Here is a 20,386-nt window from a genome sequence, read left to right on the forward strand (position 1 = left end):
AATAATTTAGACATAAGTTGTTGAAATATTCAATTAAGGTTTATTTTCATTGAGGTTGTGTTTTGTTATTAACAAATATTTATCTTATTTTTAGAGAATATTAACTATAACTAAATTTCAAAATCTTATGAAAAAAACTACTCTTTCATTTTTAATGATGATGGTATTGTCAACATTTAGTTGGCAAGCTAGTGCCCAGTATTGTGTCAGTACATTTTCAAGTCAAGCCTTTGAGTTTCTTACAAATGTAAATTATGCGGGTATTGATAATACGACTACTGGTAGTGGCCCAAATAATGATTATACCGCTATGGTAGCAAGTGTTAATCCAGGTGGTACAAACACTATTTCGGTAACAATTGATCCTGATGGTGGGGATTATATTTATGCTTTTATTGACTGGAACCAAAATGATGTACTTAATGACGCAGGTGAGGTTTATACTATAGCTGCAAATGTAGCTCTTCCAGGTCCTTATACTCTGGATATTACAGTTCCTGCTGCTGCTGCTTTAGGAGATACACGTATGCGAGTAATGGTAGATTGGGGCAATTCTGTTCCAAATCCATGTAGAGCGGCTACGTTTGGTGAAGTAGAGGATTATACCGTGAACGTAAGTAATGTTGTTGGTAATGTACCAACAATTGTATGCCCTGCTACTATTATTGCAAACAATGTTCCTGGAACTTGTGGGGCAGTAGCTAATTTTGCAGGTACCGCTTTTGATACAGAAGACGGTATAATATCTGGTGATATTATTGCTAGCCCAGCTAGTGGAAGTACTTTCCCAGTTGGTGATACAACCGTTACACTTTCTGTTACTGATAGCGATAACAATACATCTACATGTACCTTTACAGTTACAGTTTTAGATGAAGAATTGCCAACGGCTTCTTGCCAAAACATAACAGTAGAAGTTGATCCTGTTACAGGAGTTGCAACAATTACACCTGCAGATATAGACAACGGTTCTATGGATAACTGTGGTATTGCTTCAATGAGTTTAGATATTTCTACTTTCGATTGTTCTATGATAGGTGATAATACAGTTACACTTACTGTTACTGACGATTCAGGAAATATAGCTACGTGTACTTCTACGGTTACAGTTACAGACGAAACTGCTCCTGTTATTGCTTGTCTTGGAGAGCCAGTGGCGGTTACAGCGTATGAAGATTTTGAGGCTGCAACGATTCCAGGAGGATGGTCTACAAATGTACTTGTTGGTACTTGGGACTGGACTTTCGGATCAGGTGCAATGCCAATTGGAGGAGATTTTGCTTCAAATGCGGCTATTTTTGATGATGACGCTGCAGGAGGAGAAGATAATGTTGCTGAATTATTATCGCCAGTTTACGATTTGAGCGGTTCTACAACGGCTGAATTATCTTTTGATTATGCAGTGCAAGATTTTATCGGTTTAGGTTTGTTCCGTGCAGAAGTATGGGATGGAGCTGCTTGGCAAGAAATTTTGCTAGTTGATGATACCGATGTTGCACCAGTAAATTCTGGAATTATAGATGTATCAGCTTATGTAAATGCTGCTTTCCAAGTAAAATTTACTTTTGATGATGAATTAGGATGGAATTGGGGTGCTGGAGTAGATAACTTCTTGTTGGAGTACGAAGCACCAGCTGCTGGAGGTCTTGATGTGTATCTTGATCCCGTTACTGGTACGGTAAGTGTAAACCCGATGGATTTAATACAGAGTGTTGATGAAGCTTGTGGTTACACAGTTACTGCTGGAGGTGGTGGCTCAACTGCAGGATCTATTACTACCTTATTTGACTCTAACAATAATGGTGGTGCTAATTGGACTGTTGTATACGATATTACTGTAGGTCCTAGTGATATTGAAATTACGGATCTTGATATAAACACAAGTGCAACAGGTGCATTTAATTTAGATCTTTACACATTAGTAGGAACATATGTAGGCAATGAGCTTAATGCTTCTGCTTGGGGAGCTCCTGCTGCTTCAGGTACTGGTACCGCTATGGGTCTTAACACACCTAGTAATGCTGTACTTGATACTCCTGTAACACTTTCTGCAAATACTACATACGGAATTGCTATATCAATGGATGTTGCCGTATCTTATTCTGGAACGGGAACAAGCCCATTACCTGGACAACTTAATTACTCAAACGCAGATTTATCTTTAACTTTAGGTAGTGGTATTTCAGGGATATTTAGTGGTTCAGTATTTACGCCACGTATTTGGAATGGAACTATTAACTACAATGTAGGTTCTGGTTCTGGTCTTGAATTTAGCTGTGCTGATATTGGTGAAAACCTAGTTGAAGTTACAGTAACAGATGCTAGTGGAAACTTCTCAACTTGTTTCGCTACTGTTAATGTTATAGACAATACAGCTCCTGTTATTACTTGTGGGCCTATGCCAACAGTTACAACAGAAACTGAAGATTTTGAAGCTGCAACGATTCCAGCTGGCTGGATGACAGACGTTCAGTCTGGTACAAATAATTGGGCTTTCGGTTCAGGTGTTATGCCAATTGGTGATAGTTTCGCAACTAACGCAGCAATCTTTAATGATGACGCTGCTGGAAACGGTTCTGTTAACCTTTTAAGTTTAATATCTCCAGTGTACGATCTTACTGGTGCTTCTAATGTGTCTGTAGGTTATGATGTAGCTTTCCAAGAATTTGGAGATCAAACATTTACTGTAGAAGTATATGATGGCGCATCTTGGCAACAAATTGCACTTTATGATGCAAGTTTAAACCCGAATATCCAAACAGAATCAATTGATGTTTCTGCTTATGCAAACGCTGCTTTCCAAGTTCGTTGGACGTATGATGATCTTGGCGGATGGGGCTGGGGTGCTGGTGTAGATAATTTCGAGCTAAGCTACGAAGTTGCGCCAACCAGTTCTACTGTTGTTATTGAATTAGGTCCAGATGGTACTGCTACTATCGACCCTTATGATATTATTAGTAGTGTAGACGAAGCTTGTGGTATTTCAACTGCGGCTGTAGATGTTACAGAAGTAAGCTGTGCAGATATAGGATCAACGATTACTGTTACTGTTTTTGTAAGTGATGCAAGTGGAAACATTGCTTCTTGTATGGCTGATATTACTGTTGTAGATCTTTTAGGGCCAGAACTTACGTGTCCAGCTGATCAAACTGTAGATCCAGGTCAAGGAAACTTATTCTACGTTTTACCAGACTATTTTGCAACTGGGGAAGCTACTGCAGAAGATAACTGTACAGACCCTGTAACTATTACTAGCCAGAGTCCAGCTGTAGGTACTCCATTACCTGATGGAACACATACTATTACATTGACAGCAGAAGACGAATATGGAAATGTTTCTACATGTTCTTTTGAACTTACGGTAGAAAGCGTTCTTGGCGTTGACTCTAATAGCTTGGATGCAGGTATAGCATTATATCCTAACCCAACTACTAGTATTGTGAACCTTGTGAACAGTACAAATATTTCGTTAGAAAAAATGATGATATATGACATAAATGGAAAACTTGTAAGTCAAGTTGACCTTCGCACTATGCAAAGCCAAAAAGCTGTTGATGTTTCCGCATTAGCTTCTGGAGTTTATGTTGTTCAAATTAGTGGTGATAATGCAAGCACTGTAAAGCGCTTGATTAAAGAGTAGCCACCAATAACCAACCAAATAAGAAAACCCCTTCAGCTTGCTGAGGGGGTTTTTGATTTTAGCAGTAGTGCCAATAATATTTTCGCTATTTGTGTATCTTTAGCTTTCAATTAAAACAGTAGAAAATGAAAAAAATAATTCCTTTTATTGCTTTGATGCTTATTATCGCATCGTGCAATAATTCCAAAGAAAAAGAAAACTCAGCTCAAAACAAACACCAAATGAACAGCACTGAAAACCCGTTACTCTCCGAAAGCACATTGCCTTATGGAACACCGGATTTCTCACTAATTAAAGATGAACACTTTCAGCCAGCAATGATGGAGGGTATTTCGCAACAAAAAAAAGCTATAGAAGCAATTGTTTCAAATAAAGAAGAGCCAACTTTTGACAATACAGTACTTGCATTGGAAAAAAGCGGCGAACTTTTAAACTGGTCCTCGCAGATATTCTATTCGCTTGCAAGTTCAAATACCAATGAAACCCTGCAAGCTGTAGAAGAAGAAATGGCTCCAAAATTTGCAGCTCAGAACGATATGATTTATCTCAATGAAGAATTATTTCAGCGGTTTAAAACATTATACAACAAAAAAGAAACTTTGAACCTTGATGCGGAATCTTTAAAACTTCTTGAAGAGTATTATGAAGATTTTAAAATAGCAGGCGCAAACCTTTCCCCAGAAGACAAAGAAAAACTAAAAGAATACAATGAGAAAATTGCAAGCTTGACAACTAAGTTTGGGAAAACATTACTGGATGCTAATAATGGGGGGGCAGTAACTTTCACAAACAAAGAAGATTTGGCAGGTGTTGCTGAAGATTTTTTAAAATCAAAGGAAAATAAAGAGGGTAAGGGATGGACAATTCCATTACAGAACACGACACAACAGCCACTTTTGCAATCGATGGACAACAGAGCCAGTCGCGAAAAATTATATAAAGCAGCTTGGAATAGAGCCGACGGAAGTGCCAACGATACTAAAAAAATAATAAAAGAGCTTGTGGAAGTGCGTGCACAGAAAGCAAAACTTTTAGGCTTTACTAATTATGCTGCATGGAGCCTTCAGAAAACAATGGCTAAAACTCCAGAAAATATAAATAATTTTTTTGCAGGCCTTATTCCAGCAGCTACAGCTAAAGGACAAGCGGAAGCTGATGAAATTCAAAAAATGGTAAAAGCAAAAGGAGAAGATTTTAAATTAGAACCTTGGGATTGGACCTACTATGCGGAAATGGTTCGAAAAGAAAAATATGATTTAGATGAAAATCAAATAAAACCATATTTTGAACTGAATAATGTACTTGAGAAAGGTGTTTTTTATGCTGCCAACAAGTTATATGGCATTACTTTTAAACAAAGAACAGACCTTCCTACCTATCATGAAGATGTAAAAGTGTACGAGCTTTTTGAAGAAGATGGAACACAATTAGGTCTTTTTTATACAGATTATTTTGCACGCCCAAGTAAAAGAGGAGGTGCATGGATGTCTAACTTTGTTACTCAATCTAAACTGTACGGAAAAAAACCAGTTATCTATAACGTATGTAATTACCCAAAACCTGCGGGTAATGAACCAGCATTACTAACGTATGATGAGGTAGAAACTATGTTTCATGAGTTTGGTCATGCCCTTCACGGTTTCTTTGCAGATCAGCAATATCCGTCACTTTCAGGAACAGCTGTCTCGCGAGATTTTGTAGAATTTCCTTCACAATTTAATGAGAACTGGGCATTGTATCCAGACGTGCTGAAAAATTACGCCTTACATTATAAAACTGGGGAACAAATTCCACAGCAGTTAATTGATAAAATTAAAAATTCAGGCACTTTTAATCAAGGTTATAGTCTTACTGAAAACTTAGCTGCAAGTAATTTAGATATGCAGTGGCACACTATTTCAGCTGAAGAAACAATAACTGATGTAAATGCATTTGAAAAAATGGCGCTAAGCAATACAAAACTAGATGCGGTACATGCAATTCCACCAAGATACCGTTCTACTTATTTTGCACATGTTTTTGCGGGCGGTTATGGCGCAGGTTACTATTCGTATCTATGGACTGAAATGCTACATCATGATGCTTACAATTGGTTTGAGAATAATGGCGGTTTAACACGTGAAAACGGGCAGCGTATTCGCGATATGGTGCTTTCAAGAGGAAATACATTAGCTGTGGAAGAAATGTATAAAAAATGGCGCGGTAGCGACCCAAAAATTGAGCCAATGCTAAAGGCAAGGGGTTTAAAGTAAATAGCTAATAAAACCACAAATCCACGAATAATTTTAAAACTATTCGTGGATTTGTGGTTTTTATACTTAACTAATAATAGCCTTTAGTTTAATTTTAAAATATCAGAATAAAGCTGATATTTAATTTAAAACTGCGTAAGACTACTGTATTACTTCTTTTTCTTCTTCTCTTTCTTCTTAGATTTTTCTTTTCCTTTTTTAGGGTGAACCAATTTTAATTCGGCTATTAAATTTTTTGCACCTGCATATTTGTCTACTATAAAAAGAACATAGCGAATATCTACCATGATGTTTCTAGATAGGGCAGGATCATAGTAATAATCACTCATGGTACCTTCCCAAACTCTATCAAAATTTAAACCAATCAAGTTTCCATGGGCATCAATTGCAGGGCTTCCGCTGTTTCCTCCAGTGGTATGGTTTGTACCTATAAAGTTTATAGGCATTTTGCCATTTTCACCGTATTGTCCATAATCTTTAGCGTTGTAAAGATCGATTAGTTTCTGTGGGACATCAAATTCATAGTCCCCAGGAACATATTTTTGTATCACCCCTTCAAGATGTGTTAGGGGCTCGTAATAAACAGCGTCTACAGGCGAATACCCTGCCACTTTTCCATAAGTAACCCGTAAGGTGCTATTTGCATTTGGAAAAATTCGTGCATCTTTTGGGCTAAGTTCCAGCAAAGCTTTCATATAATCCCGTTGTAAACCAGAGATGCTTAGTTCAAGGGCTTCATATTTTGGCGCTACCTTTTCATAATATGCATCTGCCATTTCTTTAACAATAGCAAACCCAGGGTCGTTGTTTAGCTTTTCTAGAACTGTTTCAGCATCGCCTTCTAAAAGATTTTTAACTGAAGCATAATCAATAAAGGCAGAGTTTTTATAGATGTTTTCAGTGATGGCTTTTGAATTTAAAGTTTTAAAGGAATCTGGCAAAAACTCCTGCGGCACTCCTTCAGCATAGATAGTAAGTAATGCTTCAAAAACGTCTTTATCTACCTGCTTGCTGTAATCTTTAAATTGACCTTCCAGTCTTTCTACAAGGTTATTTCGTCTGTCCTCAAAAGATTGTGCGCCTCGCGCTTCGTATACTTTTTTTAATTGATAGGATTGAAAAGCGGTGCGGAGTAACTCTACATTACGTAAAGCCGTTTCAAGAAAATACTCCCGCGCCAAGGTGTAGGGTTCAATTTCAGTATAATACTTTTCAAACTGTGGTAGTATATGTCCGTATTCTTTTTGTTTTCCTTGCTTGTTAATCTGCGCAGTAAGAGCACTTTCTTGTTGTTTTTTAATTCCTACGGCATCAGATTTTGTAAGGCCTAGTGATTCTCCTTGCCATTTTTTCCAATAGTTTGCAATTCGTGCAAATTTTGAAGCATATTGAATTTTTATTTGCGGATCTGCACGCATGTATTTATCCTGTATGGCCAAAGCAGCATCACGAATGGCTATTCGTGCTGGGTTTACAGTGTTTATAACCTGCTCAATTGCTATGGAAGGCAAATATTCGTCTGTGGTTCCTGGATATCCAAAAACCAAGGTAAAATCATTTTCTGTAACTCCATCTAAGGAAATAGGAAGGAAGTGTTTTGGTGTATACGGCACATTGTCTTCAGCATACTCTGCCGGACGGTTGTTTTTATCTGCATAAATTCTGAAAAGCGAAAAATCGCCCGTATGTCTTGGCCAAATCCAGTTATCCGTATCGCTACCAAATTTTCCGATAGAAGAAGGTGGGGCGCCTACCAAACGAATGTCTTTAAAGGTTTCAACGACAAAAAGCATGTACTGATTTCCTTCATAAAAAGTTCGAACACGGTTTTCTTGCCACGACTCTTTTTTTGAATTTTGAACAACTAAAGCAATATTTTCTTCTACTTTTTTCTGTTTAGCTGCTTCGGTCATTGCATCCGTAATTCCAGTCATTACCTGCGTTGTAACGTCTTCAATACGAACTATAAAGGTGGCAGTAACACCAGGGTTTGGCAATTCTTCTTTCTTGCTCATTGCCCAAAAGCCATCTTGTAAATAATCGTTTTCTAGTGTAGAATGACTTTGTATTTGTGAATAACCACAATGATGATTGGTTAGTAAAAGTCCTTGGTTTGAAATAACTTCGGAGGTACAACCTCCATTAAAATGGGGCACGGCATCTTTTAGACTCGCATTGTTAACATTATAAATATCTGCGGCAGACATTTTCATGCCTAGATTGGTCATTTCGGTTTCATTCATGCCTTCTAATAATGAAGGAATCCACATTCCGCCTTGTTGTGCAAATAATGGAAATGATAAAAAGATAAAGAGTAGTTGTAGTAATTTCATCTGTAGGTGGGATTATTTAATAATAACACGCAAGATAATAATATGGTCTCGATTTTGGGAATAATTATTTGAGGAATGCCACTAAAAATAGGTTTTTTTAAAACTTTTGTAGTGGTAAGTGGCTGTAGTGTTTCTGTGTAAGTTCAAATTAATAAATGAGCATTGAGTAATTCTATAATTATTTTGAATGGAATAGCAAATGGAAGTAAGTGCCTGCGTGCTTAATTAAATTTCAAAAAGTAAAAACCGAGCTGCTGTATTTGATGTAATTTTTAGTTCTGGAATATTTTTAAGCACCAAAGTATCTCTGTGTTCAAGTACTTCTCCATTTACAGTCATTTCTCCACTAATATTTAAAATTAAAATCCCTTTTTCTGTGTTTTTTAACGGATAGGTCTGTTGCGTATTGGTTTCTAAAAAGCCATAATGCAAATAGATGTCTTGCATTACTTTAGGATTAGCGGTATCAGTTTGATAAGGAATTACTTCTTGAAGCCCCGTTTTATTGGTTTCAATAGTAAGAATATGATTTTTTGGTTTTGTATAATTAATATGTGGGGCTATGGAAAACTGAATGCAATTTAATGTAGTCTCTGTAGATTCATTGTATTCAAAGTGCGAAACTCCTGTTCCGGCACTCATTATTTGCATGTTACCAGAAGCTAAATGATAGGTCTCGCCAAGATTGTTTTTTTGCGTCAACTTTCCTTCAATGAGAAATGTAATTAGTTCAATGTTTTTATGCTTGTGTGGTAAAATACCCATATTGGGTTTTATTTCAAAATCTTTAATAGAAACTAAATTTTTGAAATAATTTTCGACAGATAAATTGTTTTTTTCTTTATCGTAACAATAATGAATATTAAAAGCCCCTTTTTTTTCTGAAATTCGATTTTTTGATTTAAGTAAAAATATATCCATTGAGAATCGTTTTCTTTATAGTGCAAAAACTTTTTTTTAAAGCTAAATAAATAAAAATTAGGATTTTAAAAATTTAAAAAAGGGTGTTTTGCTTTTTCAAATATATAGAATTATCGTATAACTTTTAGATTAAATGCATAAATAAACGATGAGATGCGTTTATTTCTTTGTTTTTGGTGGTTTTTGGTGATTTATATTTAATTTCAGGCCGTTTTTTTGCGTTTGAGGAATCAAAATAGAAATATTAATTTTTGATTGTTTGTAGAAATAACGATATTTGATTTCTAGATAGCGATTATAAGGTTACGTTAAAAAAGTTAAACTCTGTATTGTTTTACCCGCCTTAGCTTATCTTCCCAGTATTATTTTCCAGCCCCAATTCGAACATAATAAGCAAACTTTTAAAAAACTTTTAAATGTCGCAAAAAGCGAATAGCTTAATTGATCGTCTTAAATCTGAACTTTCAGTTAAAAAAGATAAAGATTTGTGTGATATGCTAGGCATAAAACACAATACCTTGTCTACATGGAAAAAAAGAGATACACTAGACTTCAATAAAGTTTTGGAGTTATGTGAGCGTAATAATTTAGATTTAAATTTTATTTTCTTTGAGGAAGAAGATGAAAACACTAAAGCAAAACCCCAAGAATCATTAATTGCTGAAAAAAGAAAATCTAAATTGTCTCATTTTTTCTCCGCAAGTTTAGTAAATAAAAGCAGCAGGATATCGATTTTTTACAATCAACTAGAGGCTGATACAGATAAAAATAATGGGGAAATTCTTGTTTGTCAGAAAGTTTCACTAAAAAAAATTACTAAGAATAAACTCTATGTATTTGAGGATATACTTAATACTATTTTTTTGGATACACTGGTATTGGTAAAAGAACAAGGGGCGGATACCTCAAAACTCTATTTAAGCAATAGCAATAAAAATTTTGATTTAAAGACTATTGTAAACGCATGGCAAGTTTTAGAAAAGCCAAATAATATTACAAACTTTATTGGGCGCTTAAACCCCTTGGGAGTGTAATTGGTGTTTTTACCGAAACAGTTAAATAAACCCAGAGAAGATTACAGATTGCCTTTCTGAAACCTCACAAGCATGCTTTTGCAAAGCAAGCCTTGTTTAATTTAGCATTTGCAATGTGATATTTGTTTTTATCCACAATACAGTTGTGAATGATCGTGGAGCCGGAGATTATATAAAATATGATCCCTTGAGCTTGCGTACTGCAATTACAACTGCCAGTGCTTACAGTCCTGGTGTCTATAAACAAAAAAGCCCAATCAAGCGAAAATGCTTGTTGAGCTTTTTTATGTTTTATCCACAATACAGTTGTGAATGATCGTGGAGCCGGAGGGATTCGAACCCTCGTCCAAACAAGCAATTATAATGCTTTCTACATGCTTAGTTTTCAATTAGGTTTTCGTGAACTTGCCGGTCGAAAACTACCAACGCATCCCTTAGCTTCAATTGAGCTTCACGGCACCATCAAAGCCCTGATGCCGCTAGGTTTACTTTTACGAAGCCACTATAGCAACCGCCGTAAACCAAGGCCGTTGAGTGACTTCCTGCTTGCCCACCTTGTGGGCCGAGGCACATCCTACTATGATTCGGATTATGCAGCTAGGGCGTAGTTATTCTCGCCGTTTAAAAAGTGTGAAATATGATATTAACGAGCTGTATCCCAGCGCTCGGCATGCTTACAATACAATTAGACCCGCTGTCAAAACCAGTCGGCCCCATTTAGTAATGAGTATTCAGAAAAGAGGTTTAGTGTGTTAACCGTTAAACTCGAATCCTGAATCGGGCGACAAAGATACATAAAATCCCTATCTTTGACAGCCTATTAATCATTCAAAAAGCATACCATGCCCATTACCTTCGCCATCATTAAAGAACGTAAAAACCCTCCTGATCGTAGAGTTGTTTTTTCACCGATAAAATGTCAAGAAGTCATTAAAAAATTTCCAAACGCAAGGATTATCGTGGAAGCTTCAGACATACGGATCTTTCCAGACGAAGCATATCGGCAAGCAGGTTTTGAAGTAATGAACGATGTTTCTAAGGCTGATGTAATGCTGGGGGTAAAGGAAGTTCCTGTGTCCGCTTTACTTCCTAATAAAAAGTATTTTTTCTTTAGTCATACTATTAAAAAGCAACCTTATAACCGCAATTTATTAAAAGCTATTTTAGCTAATTCGATTGAGCTTTTTGATCATGAAACCATTGTAAGTCAACACAATCACAGATTGATTGGCTTTGGGTATTACGCTGGTTTAGTGGGGGCTTATAACGGTTTTAGAGCCTTGGGATTACGCGATAATTTATTTGAGTTGCCTAAAGTAGAAACGCTAGCTGATTTGGAAGCTGTAAAGGCTGAATTAGACAAAATAACCATTCCAAAAATAAAAATTATTCTTTCAGGAACTGGGAAGGTTACCCGAGGTGCAAAGGAAATTTTAGACCATTTAAAAATTCGTGAAGTTACGGATGTAGCCTATCTTGAAACGGAGTATAACGAACCAGTTTATTGTTTAATTGACGTTTCAGAATATAACAAACGTAAGGATGGTTCTCCCTTTAATAAAGAAGAGTTCTATAACGATCCTTTAGATTACGAAAGTGATTTTATGAAATATGCCAAGGTAAGCGATGTATTTATTGCAGGGCATTTTTATGGAAATGGCGCCCCTTATTTATTTACCCGTGAAGATGCTAAAAGTCCAGATTTCAAAATCAATCTTGTTGCTGATATTTCTTGTGATGTGGATGGGCCTGTGGCAAGTACAATTCGCGCCTCTACAATTGCAGCACCTTTTTATGGATATGATCCAAAAACAGAAGCTGAAACAAACTTTGATGCCCCTGGCGCCATTACTGTAATGGCTGTAGATAACTTGCCATGCGAATTGCCAAAAGATGCCAGTGAAGGTTTTGGTGAAATGTTTTTGGAAAATGTGATTCCGGCTTTTTTTAATGAAGATAAAGATGGAATTTTAAACCGTGCCAAAATCACCACTGAAAAAGGGAAATTAGCGGCCAAATTTGCATATCTACAAGAATATGTAGAAATTGCCGGCTAATTAAATTAACTTTTCGTTAACAATCCATAATTTTGATAACTACTGAACAAAAAACAGGCCTAGCCTTAGTTACTGGAGCAGCCTCGGGACTTGGATTCGAATTATCACTCCTTTTAGCCAAAGATGGGTATGATCTTGTTTTGGCAGATGTTGATGCTGAAAAATTGCAGCAAGCAAAACTTGAGATTGCAGCACTGTATGCTTCAGACATACAATTAATTATTAAAGACCTGAGTAAGTGTAATGTAGCTCAACAGATATATGAAGCGCTCGATGGCAAAGCTATAGATGTGCTTATTAATAATGCTGGTTTTGGTATTTACGGAAGTTTTAATGATACAGATTGGGAGCGTGAGGCCGCAATGCTAAATTTACATGTGCTAACCACAACCCATTTAACCAAGCTTGTTTTAAATGGAATGGTGGCTCGAAATCGAGGCAAGATTTTAAATATGTCTTCGCTTGCAGCATTTCAGCCTGGACCATTAATGTCTTTGTATTATGCTTCAAAGGCATATATTCTTTCTTTTTCTGAAGCAATTGCGAACGAGCTTAAAGGGACCGGTGTTAGTGTTACCTGCTTATGTCCTGGGCAAACCAATACTTGTTTTCAGGAAGTGGTTGCAAATGGTGCTTCGGTTTCTGATAATAAAATTAACTTCAATATTGCCTGCCCAAAACAAGTTGCAAAATACGGATATGAAGCGATGCAAAAAGGAAAAGTTGTAGCTATTCCAGGAAATATCAATAAGTTTTTATCTAAACTCCCTCGGTTTTTATCAAGAAAAACGGCGACTGCAGTTATCCGCAAAATACAAGAAAAAAATAGAGTGTGTAAAACTTAAATTTTCTTCAATTCAATGGGTTCTTCCGATTGAATTTTTACTAGTTCGGTGAAAAATTCCTGTAAAGCTTTATAGGCCTCGGGCGCGAAATTAGGGTTATTTAATTTTACACTTAAGCGAATATTTACTTTGTTTTCCGAGGTGTTATACACCACTGATATTTCTCCAGCTTCATCAGGAATTTTTAACATCCGGCTTTGCGGAATACTAATAATTTCGTATTTATCAGAAACATCTAAAGAAATTATATAATTATTCGCAAAAGGAAACCCAAGGGCTACAGGATAACGTCTGGTTTCATTAATAAAAGGATTTTCAGAAAAATAAGTTTTTAAAATAAAAGGGTATAAATATAACTTATCGCCAACGGTTTGCTCCTGCATTGTAACGGTATAGTTTTCTTTATAAGGCTGTTCGAGATCTTTATCATTTTCATTCTCAAAAGTTTTAATATCTATGGTTTTGTTCTCGCTTTGCTTCTTTTTAATTATTTCTACATTATTTAAATTATAATATCCTTTACGTTTATCAACAGCAATATATCCTGTGGAGATTTCATTTATTTCACCAGAAAAGACACCATTTTCTTCAGCTTTCAATTGAATATTTGCATAGTGCTGATTTTTTATTGGAGGATCTATGGAAGTCCAATAACTTTCTTTCTTGAAATCCAGTACCCTTCCAAAAAAGTTTAAATTGCGAAAGGGAACCATTCCAAAAGGTGAAAATTTATCGGTTGCATCTAAGAGGTATGTTTCTGTTTTAATTTTAAGGTAAACCATCGCATAGTTAAAATCTGTTAGTACCGGATATTTTGTTGTGGGTAAAGGTTGATCGCGTGTGGCTATAAGCATGATTTTAGCATCCAAGCCAGCAGATTCTAGTGCGTTTATAAGTCCTAAATTTATTTCTGAACTGTTTCCAGTTTTATTTTCAAAAGCATCTTTTACACGTATGTCTGAAAGAATTCGGCTTTTATTATTCCAAAACATTGTTTTTTGAAAATAATAATAAATTGCTTTTGCACGCTCTAAATCATCAGTGATTAAAAATAACTCAGTAGGAAGTTGTTCTTTAAAATAGTTTGCATATTTAAGTTGACGTCCTAAATCTTTATCTTTTTTAAATTTTGAATCAACGTCTTCCCATGTGTTTGTATAGGTTTTTTTTAACCCTTGTAAATCTACAATTTGAATTACTTCATATTTTATTTTAGCAATATAGTTTTCTTTTGAAAGCATATATTTCTCTTCCTTGAATGCAGGTAGATTTTTCATAACATAAGTGGCAGATTCACAATCTCCTGGTTTATCAAATCCGTTTAAAACAAAGCAAGTTTTTTTTAATTCAGCATGATTTACAGCTAAAGGAAAATCGCCTGTAAGTATGCGATTATAACTGAAATTGCCTGGTAATTCTGTATGTAGTTCTGAATATAATACGGGTAACTCGCTTTGAAATTCCCAAGACCCAAGTGAAAAAAAATAAGGCGTTTCTATTCTATAAGTGTACTCTAGGATACTGCCATTTTGAATATTTGGAAAAGTAAATTTTTTCTGAGACCAATTCAATGATTCATCAACATCAAAAATAGCATCTTGTTGAACGTGTTCTTTTTTACTGCCATTATGTATAACGGCTTTTAAATTGGTAACTTGTTCCTTAAAATTTTTTTCGTGGTAATATGAAATTGCTACAGTATTGTTTTTAAATTTTTTAGCGTCAAGCACTTTGGTTTTAATGTGGATTTCTTTAATAAGTTGAAGTTGGCCATTTATCGCTTCAACTGTGTAGTTGCCTCTTTTGTATAGAATTACACCTGAAGCTTCTGGGTCGGCAGGAAATTCATTCATTTCAAGCTCTTCTGAAGTAGGTTCTCCAAAAGATTGGATGTTACTAACTTGGGCAATACTAGAAAAAGCAAAAAAAAGGAGGGTAGTGGGTAGTAAATTCCTTAAAAACATAATTTAAATTTTCTTCAATTCAATGGGTTCTTCCGATTGAATTTTTACTAGTTCGGTGAAAAATTCCTGTAAAGCTTTATAGGCCTCGGGCGCGAAATTAGGGTTATTTAATTTTACACTTAAGCGAATATTTACTTTGTTTCCTAAAACATCGTACACAACAGATAATTCCCCATCATTTTCTGGAAGTTTTAAAAGTTTGTTTGAAGGAACATTCACAATCTCGTAAAAATCCTTTGTATCTATAGAAATCAAATAATTGTTTATAATCGGGAAACCAAAATCAATTGGGTAGGATCGTGTATTACTTTTAAAGGGGTTTTCAGAGAAAAAAGTTTGCATTAAAAAAGGATATACAAAGAGTTGGTCGCCAACAGCTTGCTGATGAAGTGAAATATCATAACTTTCTTTGTAGGGTTTTTCCAAATCTTTTTCATTTTCTATAACCAAATTGGAAACTTCAAATATTTCATTGCTACTTTGCTTTCTTTTAATAATTTCTTCTTTTGTGAAATTATTATTTTCTTTGCGTTTATTAACAGCTATATATCCTGTGGCAACTTCATTAGCTTTTCCAGAAAAATACCCAGCTTTATCTACAACAAGTTGCATATTTACATAGTGCATGTTTTTAGCAATAGGGGTAATGGGCTCCCAATAGCTTCCTTTTTTAAAGTCGAGCACACGCCCTTGTAGGCAAAGATCTCTAAAAGGTACTACGCCAAAAGGGGTGTGTTTATCAGTAGCGTCCAAGAAATATTTTTCGTTACCTATTTGAAGAAAAACAAGTGCATAAATAAAATTACTCATCACAGGATATTGCAGGGTAGGCATTGGATAATCACGTGTTGAAATCAATAGTATTTTGGGATCCATTCCAGCTGCTTCAAGCGCATTCATTAGGGAAAGGTTAATTTCTGAACTATTTCCAGATTTGCGCTCAAAAGCTTCTTTTACACGAACTTCAGATAAAATACGGTATTTACCGTTCCACGCCATTTGGTTTTGAATGTAATAATAGATTGCTTTTGCTTTTTCAAGATCAGTAGGTTTTGCATACAGGGATGCAGGCAATGCATCTTTAAAATAACTGGTGTATTTAAGTTGACGCCCCAAGTCTTTATCGTATTGGTAGTACGCATCTATATCTTTCCAACTGCGAGCGAAAGGGTGTTTGCTTCTATTAAAGTCTACATATTCAATTAACTCATACCGCATCCCTGCTAAATAGTTAGCTGACGAAAGCATAAAGTCTTCTTCCTTGGCAGCAGGAACATTTTTCATTGCATAGGTGGCAATTTCACACTCTGCTTGTACATCAAAACCTTCAATAGAAAAACAAGCTAAGGTTTTTTTTGCTTCGTTAAGATAAAGCTTTAGATTTCCGTATAAGGTTCTGTTGTATTTGTAGTTTCCTGGTAATTCGGTATGAAATTCTGAGTATATTTTAGGAAGTGTTCCCTGAAATTGCCACCCGCCAAAATTTGAATAATAACCAGATTCAATTCTGTAAGTGTATTCTAAAATACTTCCGTCTTTAATATTAGGAAAAGTAAATTTTTTTAATGACCAATATGGATTTTCATCTGTTTCAAAAATATCGGAATCCTTTATATAATTTTTTACAAGTCCGTTATGTGTAATTGCTATAATTTTAGCAACGTTTTCACCACTGCCTTTTGGGTTATAATACGGTATTGTAACAGTAGCATGATCAAATTTACTGGCATCAAGTACTTTAATTTTTACGTGAACTTCTTTTATTAGCTGCACATAATTTTCAACTAAAGCAAAATAATTTTTACCACTTTCAAAGAGGACTACCCCTGCAGCCTCGGGATCTTTTGAGTATTCTTTTAGTGCAAAATCTGCTTGTGAAGGTTCTCCAAATTCTGCTGTTTCTCTATTTTGTGAAAAAGCAATTAGACAAACGAAAAATGCTATACTGAAAAGAGTTTTTTTAGATGATATCATAAGTATGAGTTTTGAGAGGTTTTTTTAATTGAGGGCATAGGCGTACATTTTATGAGGGTTTTTATATCAGAATTTTTATATTTTTTTCCAAGCAAGAGGTTCTTCTTTAAGCATTGTTAGCATGGTTCCAAAATATTCCTTTAAAGATTGATAGGCATCAGAATTAAGACGATGGTTATATAAATATTGGTGCCCGAACATTCGCAGTCATCTTTACTTTACTGTTCTTATGAGATCCCATTAAATCTAATTTAAAAATGGAAATTAGAATTAAACAAATTTTTGATTTGAATATGGGAGCTTATTATTTATAAACGACACCGTATGATATTTGCCGAAAAGTCTATAAATATAAGATTTTTTTATAAAAATCCTTCAATTTATAATATAGCAATATTAAAGTATACTTTTTTTGAATATTAATTTTTCAAATACGAGAATTAACAGAAAGCCAATGCCGTAGGCCATCAAGTCATAATAATCGAATACAGAGCCTACTATGGTTAATATGATTTCTGAAGAAATGTTTAATTTTTCAGTAACCTTACTGTATTGCAACATTTCTACAGAACATGCGAAACACAAAACTAATAATGCGGTTTTTAGAACACCTTTCTTAATAAAAATCTTTAAAAAACTATATAGGAGAAGAATCACCAATACATCTCCCACAAAACCTCTTATAAAATTATTAAAATGGAAATACGCAATTAGAATTTCAATAAAGAAAATTATAAGGGTTACTAAAAAGTAATTTTTCTGTATATAAACTTTCATCTAATGCTGATTTGGCTGCCTAAATATTTAGGTTTTGTTTTGAAAATAACATCTAAAAAAGCTTTGCTCCTTGCCAAATATTCTCGCATATTCGTTTTTAAAGCCTTTTTTCCAAAAATTGTTTTAGCATTATAACCTATAGCATTAATACCGTTTTTATTAGCTAAGAAAATAGCCCGGTCATTGTGAAATTTTTGTGAGATAAGCGTGAATGCTGTTAAGCCAAATATTTTTTGTGCTCTTATTACTGAGTCTAATGTGCTAAATCCGGCATAGTCTAAAACTATTTTGTCTTTGGGAATCCCTAGCTTTATTAAATCATTTTTAAAAGTGAGGGGTTCGTTATAATTTGTTCTTCCATTATCGCCACTAACCAAAACAAAATCGATTTTCTGAGCTTTATACAAACTAACAGTTGCTTCAATTCTATAGCGATAATAAGGGTTTGTACTACCATCTTTTAAATATTTTGAAGTGCCCAAAAGCAAACCAACTTTGTTATAGGGAATTTGTTGGGTGTTTTCAAAAGTTTGTCCTTCGGCTTCCATAAGGATATAATTATCCACACAGAGTATTAAAAACAAGCCAAATGGGCTTAGCAATAAAGCCCATTTAGAAAGTTTAATGATTTTATAATAGATTGAATGCATTATCGTTTTATTCATTGTTCCAATCTATTTTTCGCGATGCCAACATAATTACAGCAAGGATTAAAAACAGGCCGATGCTTCCCACTAAAAGCGCGTAGTTTTCTAACTGAATAATCACATAAATAAAACCGTATAAGGAAGCTAGCGACCCACAGATAAGCAGTGGAAATTTGAAGCCTTTTAAGATAAGCCGTGAGTAAATGGTTACTAAGCCAAGCACAGCAAGCGCTGCAATAGTGTAGGCTTTTAAAAAATTACTGTGTTCCGAAATAGATATTAGCAGGGTGTAAAACATCACTAATGCCAAGCCTATCATTACATACTGAAACGGATGTATGTATATTTTACTCACTAATTGTATAAGTAAAAACACGAGTAGGGTAAGACCTATTACCAAAAAACCGTATTTAGCCGTTCGTTCACTTTTTTGATACTCGTCTACAGGAATAATAAGCTTGGTGCCAAAAGCCGAAGCCGAAAGATCTGGAAGCTGTCCAAAAAAAGATTGCTCAAACTGACGGTTAATTTGGAGTACGCGCCAATTGGCAGAAAACCCGTCTTGTGATATTTGTTTGTCGGTATCTTCGGGTAAAAAATTGCCGTCAAAACTAGGGGAGTGCCAGTTAGATGTCATAGTGGCTGTGGTTTCCTTTCCTATGGGTAAGAACTTTAAACTCTCGCTTCCGTTTATTTTTAGATTAAAAGAGAACGGTCGCTGCTCACTAAACAACTCCTTTGCGTTGGCAATGTGGTTGCTTTGTATAGTGTTTAAATAGCTTGTTGCATACTGTGGCGTCATCGCTAAAGCTTGAGTATCTATGTTTACTAGGGGAGTGGTTTTAATACCCTTTAGGTTAGAGGTTTCTAAGAGTATCGTAGCCTTATCCCAAAATATATCTTCTTCGGCTATTTCCATTTCCGAAAAATCTATGATAGGAAATGTACCCTGTATAGCTATAGCCGCGGTATATACTACAGACTCGTAAATACTTCTGTTTAGCGGTTTTGTTTCTACTTGCGAATTAATATCGAGTTTCTCCGGAAAGAAATACGCTTGACTATAGGTTTCATTTGTTTTTGTGTAATACGAATTTGTTTTCTCATTAAACAGCTTCTCTTCGGTACGTATTTTATAAGGTATTTTTACGATAGGACCAGAGAGTAATACTTCATTTCCCCATTTCGTGTTTATTTCGCGAACAACTTCCTCTTGCCTAAAGGCTCTTTCGTCTATAAGCGATTGTACAAACTCTAAGGGTATGAGTAAAACCAATAGTAAAAAGCCTACTACGAGCATTCTTGCTGTAATGGAGTTGCGCATCCAATTACTAAATCTACTTTTTCTCTTTTCCATAATTTTTAGTGTTTAATGTTAATTTTTAATTGAGTGTTAAGTATGCCTGCCTTAAGTGTAGCTAGGTTGTGATAGCTTTTTAACTTGGCGGTTTTTATTTTGTAAGTGTTGAAGTTTTTGCAGCTGTGCTTCGGAAAAAATCACTTTTCTGAAATTTTCAAAATCTGTAGTTAACAACAGTTTATAATCGAAATGATGAAAGCTGTTAAGCTGTTTTCCTATTGCATACGATTTGCGGTAGAAGCTTAAATACTCCGGAAGAAGAACGGTCCCCAATATAAGTACGGCGGTTAAATACGGAGTGCGTTTGCCGTTTCCGAAGCATATATACTGAAGTGCTATTTCATCTTCTACATTAGTGCCAAAACCAGTAAGCACGTGGTAGGCGTCGTGTCGCTCTACTTTTCCTATTAGTTCAAAGCCATTTTTATGGAGAAATACACCCAAATGGTTTCCAAAAGTGTTTTTTGGAAGCGCTAATAGCTCGTTACAACTAATGCCCCAAGCTTCTTTCTTTTTAAATTTTAAATAGAATTTTTGAGACCATTCAAAAAGTTTTTCAATAAGTTTTTTCCGTGCTTTCAT

Annotated in this window: 14 protein-coding genes and 1 other RNA gene; 5 read left to right on the forward strand and 10 right to left on the reverse strand. The window is 35.2% G+C overall.

Translation table 11 applies throughout. The annotated features are described in order from the left end of the window. Positions 1-127 precede the first annotated feature (127 nt). Both ABJ955_RS09150 and ABJ955_RS09155 read left to right on the forward strand, forming a co-directional pair. Positions 128-3,640: an HYR domain-containing protein gene (locus ABJ955_RS09150; protein ID WP_347374273.1), complete on the forward strand. Its 3,513-nt coding sequence runs from the start codon at positions 128-130 to the stop codon at positions 3,638-3,640. A 125-nt stretch (positions 3,641-3,765) separates the two neighbouring features. After that, positions 3,766-5,892: a M3 family metallopeptidase gene (locus tag ABJ955_RS09155; protein WP_347374274.1), complete on the forward strand. Its 2,127-nt coding sequence runs from the start codon at positions 3,766-3,768 to the stop codon at positions 5,890-5,892. A gap of 149 nt (positions 5,893-6,041) precedes the next feature. On the opposite strand, the gene ABJ955_RS09160 is transcribed toward ABJ955_RS09155, so the two are convergent. Both ABJ955_RS09160 and ABJ955_RS09165 read right to left on the reverse strand, forming a co-directional pair. After that, on the reverse strand, positions 6,042-8,225 hold the full coding sequence (locus tag ABJ955_RS09160) for a S46 family peptidase (protein ID WP_347374275.1): 2,184 nt from the start codon (positions 8,223-8,225) through the stop codon (positions 6,042-6,044). A gap of 225 nt (positions 8,226-8,450) precedes the next feature. Beyond that, positions 8,451-9,146: a pirin family protein gene (locus tag ABJ955_RS09165; RefSeq protein WP_347374276.1), complete on the reverse strand. Its 696-nt coding sequence runs from the start codon at positions 9,144-9,146 to the stop codon at positions 8,451-8,453. 416 nt (positions 9,147-9,562) lie between these two features. Between ABJ955_RS09165 and ABJ955_RS09170 the strand changes: the two genes are divergently transcribed. After that, positions 9,563-10,180, forward strand: a complete 618-nt coding sequence (locus ABJ955_RS09170; protein WP_347374277.1) for a helix-turn-helix domain-containing protein — start codon at positions 9,563-9,565, stop codon at positions 10,178-10,180. A gap of 316 nt (positions 10,181-10,496) precedes the next feature. Here the strand turns inward: ABJ955_RS09170 and ssrA are convergent. After that, positions 10,497-10,895, reverse strand: a transfer-messenger RNA (tmRNA) gene (gene ssrA, locus ABJ955_RS09175). Positions 10,896-11,028: 133 nt separating this feature from the next. On the opposite strand from ssrA, the gene ABJ955_RS09180 reads away from it, so the two are divergent. Together ABJ955_RS09180 and ABJ955_RS09185 are read left to right on the forward strand one after the other, a co-directional pair. Next, positions 11,029-12,237 carry an NAD(P)-dependent oxidoreductase gene (locus tag ABJ955_RS09180; protein ID WP_347374385.1) on the forward strand — a complete coding sequence of 403 codons (1,209 nt, stop codon included), beginning with the start codon at positions 11,029-11,031 and terminating at the stop codon, positions 12,235-12,237. 32 nt (positions 12,238-12,269) lie between these two features. Beyond that, complete coding sequence (locus tag ABJ955_RS09185; protein WP_347374278.1) at positions 12,270-13,082, forward strand: SDR family oxidoreductase; 813 nt, start codon at positions 12,270-12,272, stop codon at positions 13,080-13,082. Here the strand turns inward: ABJ955_RS09185 and ABJ955_RS09190 are convergent. From ABJ955_RS09190 to ABJ955_RS09220, 7 genes are all read right to left on the reverse strand, one after another. Then, positions 13,079-15,046, reverse strand: coding sequence for a DUF3857 domain-containing protein (locus tag ABJ955_RS09190; protein WP_347374279.1), 1,968 nt, complete (start codon positions 15,044-15,046; stop codon positions 13,079-13,081). The genes ABJ955_RS09185 and ABJ955_RS09190 overlap by 4 nt on opposite strands. A 3-nt stretch (positions 15,047-15,049) precedes the next feature. Further along, on the reverse strand, positions 15,050-17,020 hold the full coding sequence (locus ABJ955_RS09195; protein ID WP_347374280.1) for a hypothetical protein: 1,971 nt from the start codon (positions 17,018-17,020) through the stop codon (positions 15,050-15,052). A 75-nt stretch (positions 17,021-17,095) separates the two neighbouring features. After that, the gene (locus ABJ955_RS09200; RefSeq protein WP_347374281.1) at positions 17,096-17,221 is read right to left on the reverse strand and encodes a hypothetical protein; all 126 of its coding nucleotides are present in this window, start codon (positions 17,219-17,221) and stop codon (positions 17,096-17,098) included. A gap of 195 nt (positions 17,222-17,416) precedes the next feature. After that, complete coding sequence (locus ABJ955_RS09205; protein WP_347374282.1) at positions 17,417-17,797, reverse strand: DUF2809 domain-containing protein; 381 nt, start codon at positions 17,795-17,797, stop codon at positions 17,417-17,419. Next, positions 17,794-18,462, reverse strand: a complete 669-nt coding sequence (locus tag ABJ955_RS09210) for an ElyC/SanA/YdcF family protein (RefSeq protein WP_347374283.1) — start codon at positions 18,460-18,462, stop codon at positions 17,794-17,796. Before ABJ955_RS09210 ends, ABJ955_RS09205 begins: the two co-directional genes overlap by 4 nt. Further along, the gene (gene creD / locus ABJ955_RS09215; RefSeq protein ID WP_347374284.1) at positions 18,455-19,801 is read right to left on the reverse strand and encodes a cell envelope integrity protein CreD; all 1,347 of its coding nucleotides are present in this window, start codon (positions 19,799-19,801) and stop codon (positions 18,455-18,457) included. Before creD ends, ABJ955_RS09210 begins: the two co-directional genes overlap by 8 nt. A gap of 51 nt (positions 19,802-19,852) precedes the next feature. Beyond that, positions 19,853-20,386: a Coq4 family protein gene (locus ABJ955_RS09220; protein ID WP_347374285.1), complete on the reverse strand. Its 534-nt coding sequence runs from the start codon at positions 20,384-20,386 to the stop codon at positions 19,853-19,855.

The organism is Aequorivita sp. Q41 (assembly GCF_039831855.1).
Taxonomy (GTDB): domain Bacteria; phylum Bacteroidota; class Bacteroidia; order Flavobacteriales; family Flavobacteriaceae; genus Aequorivita.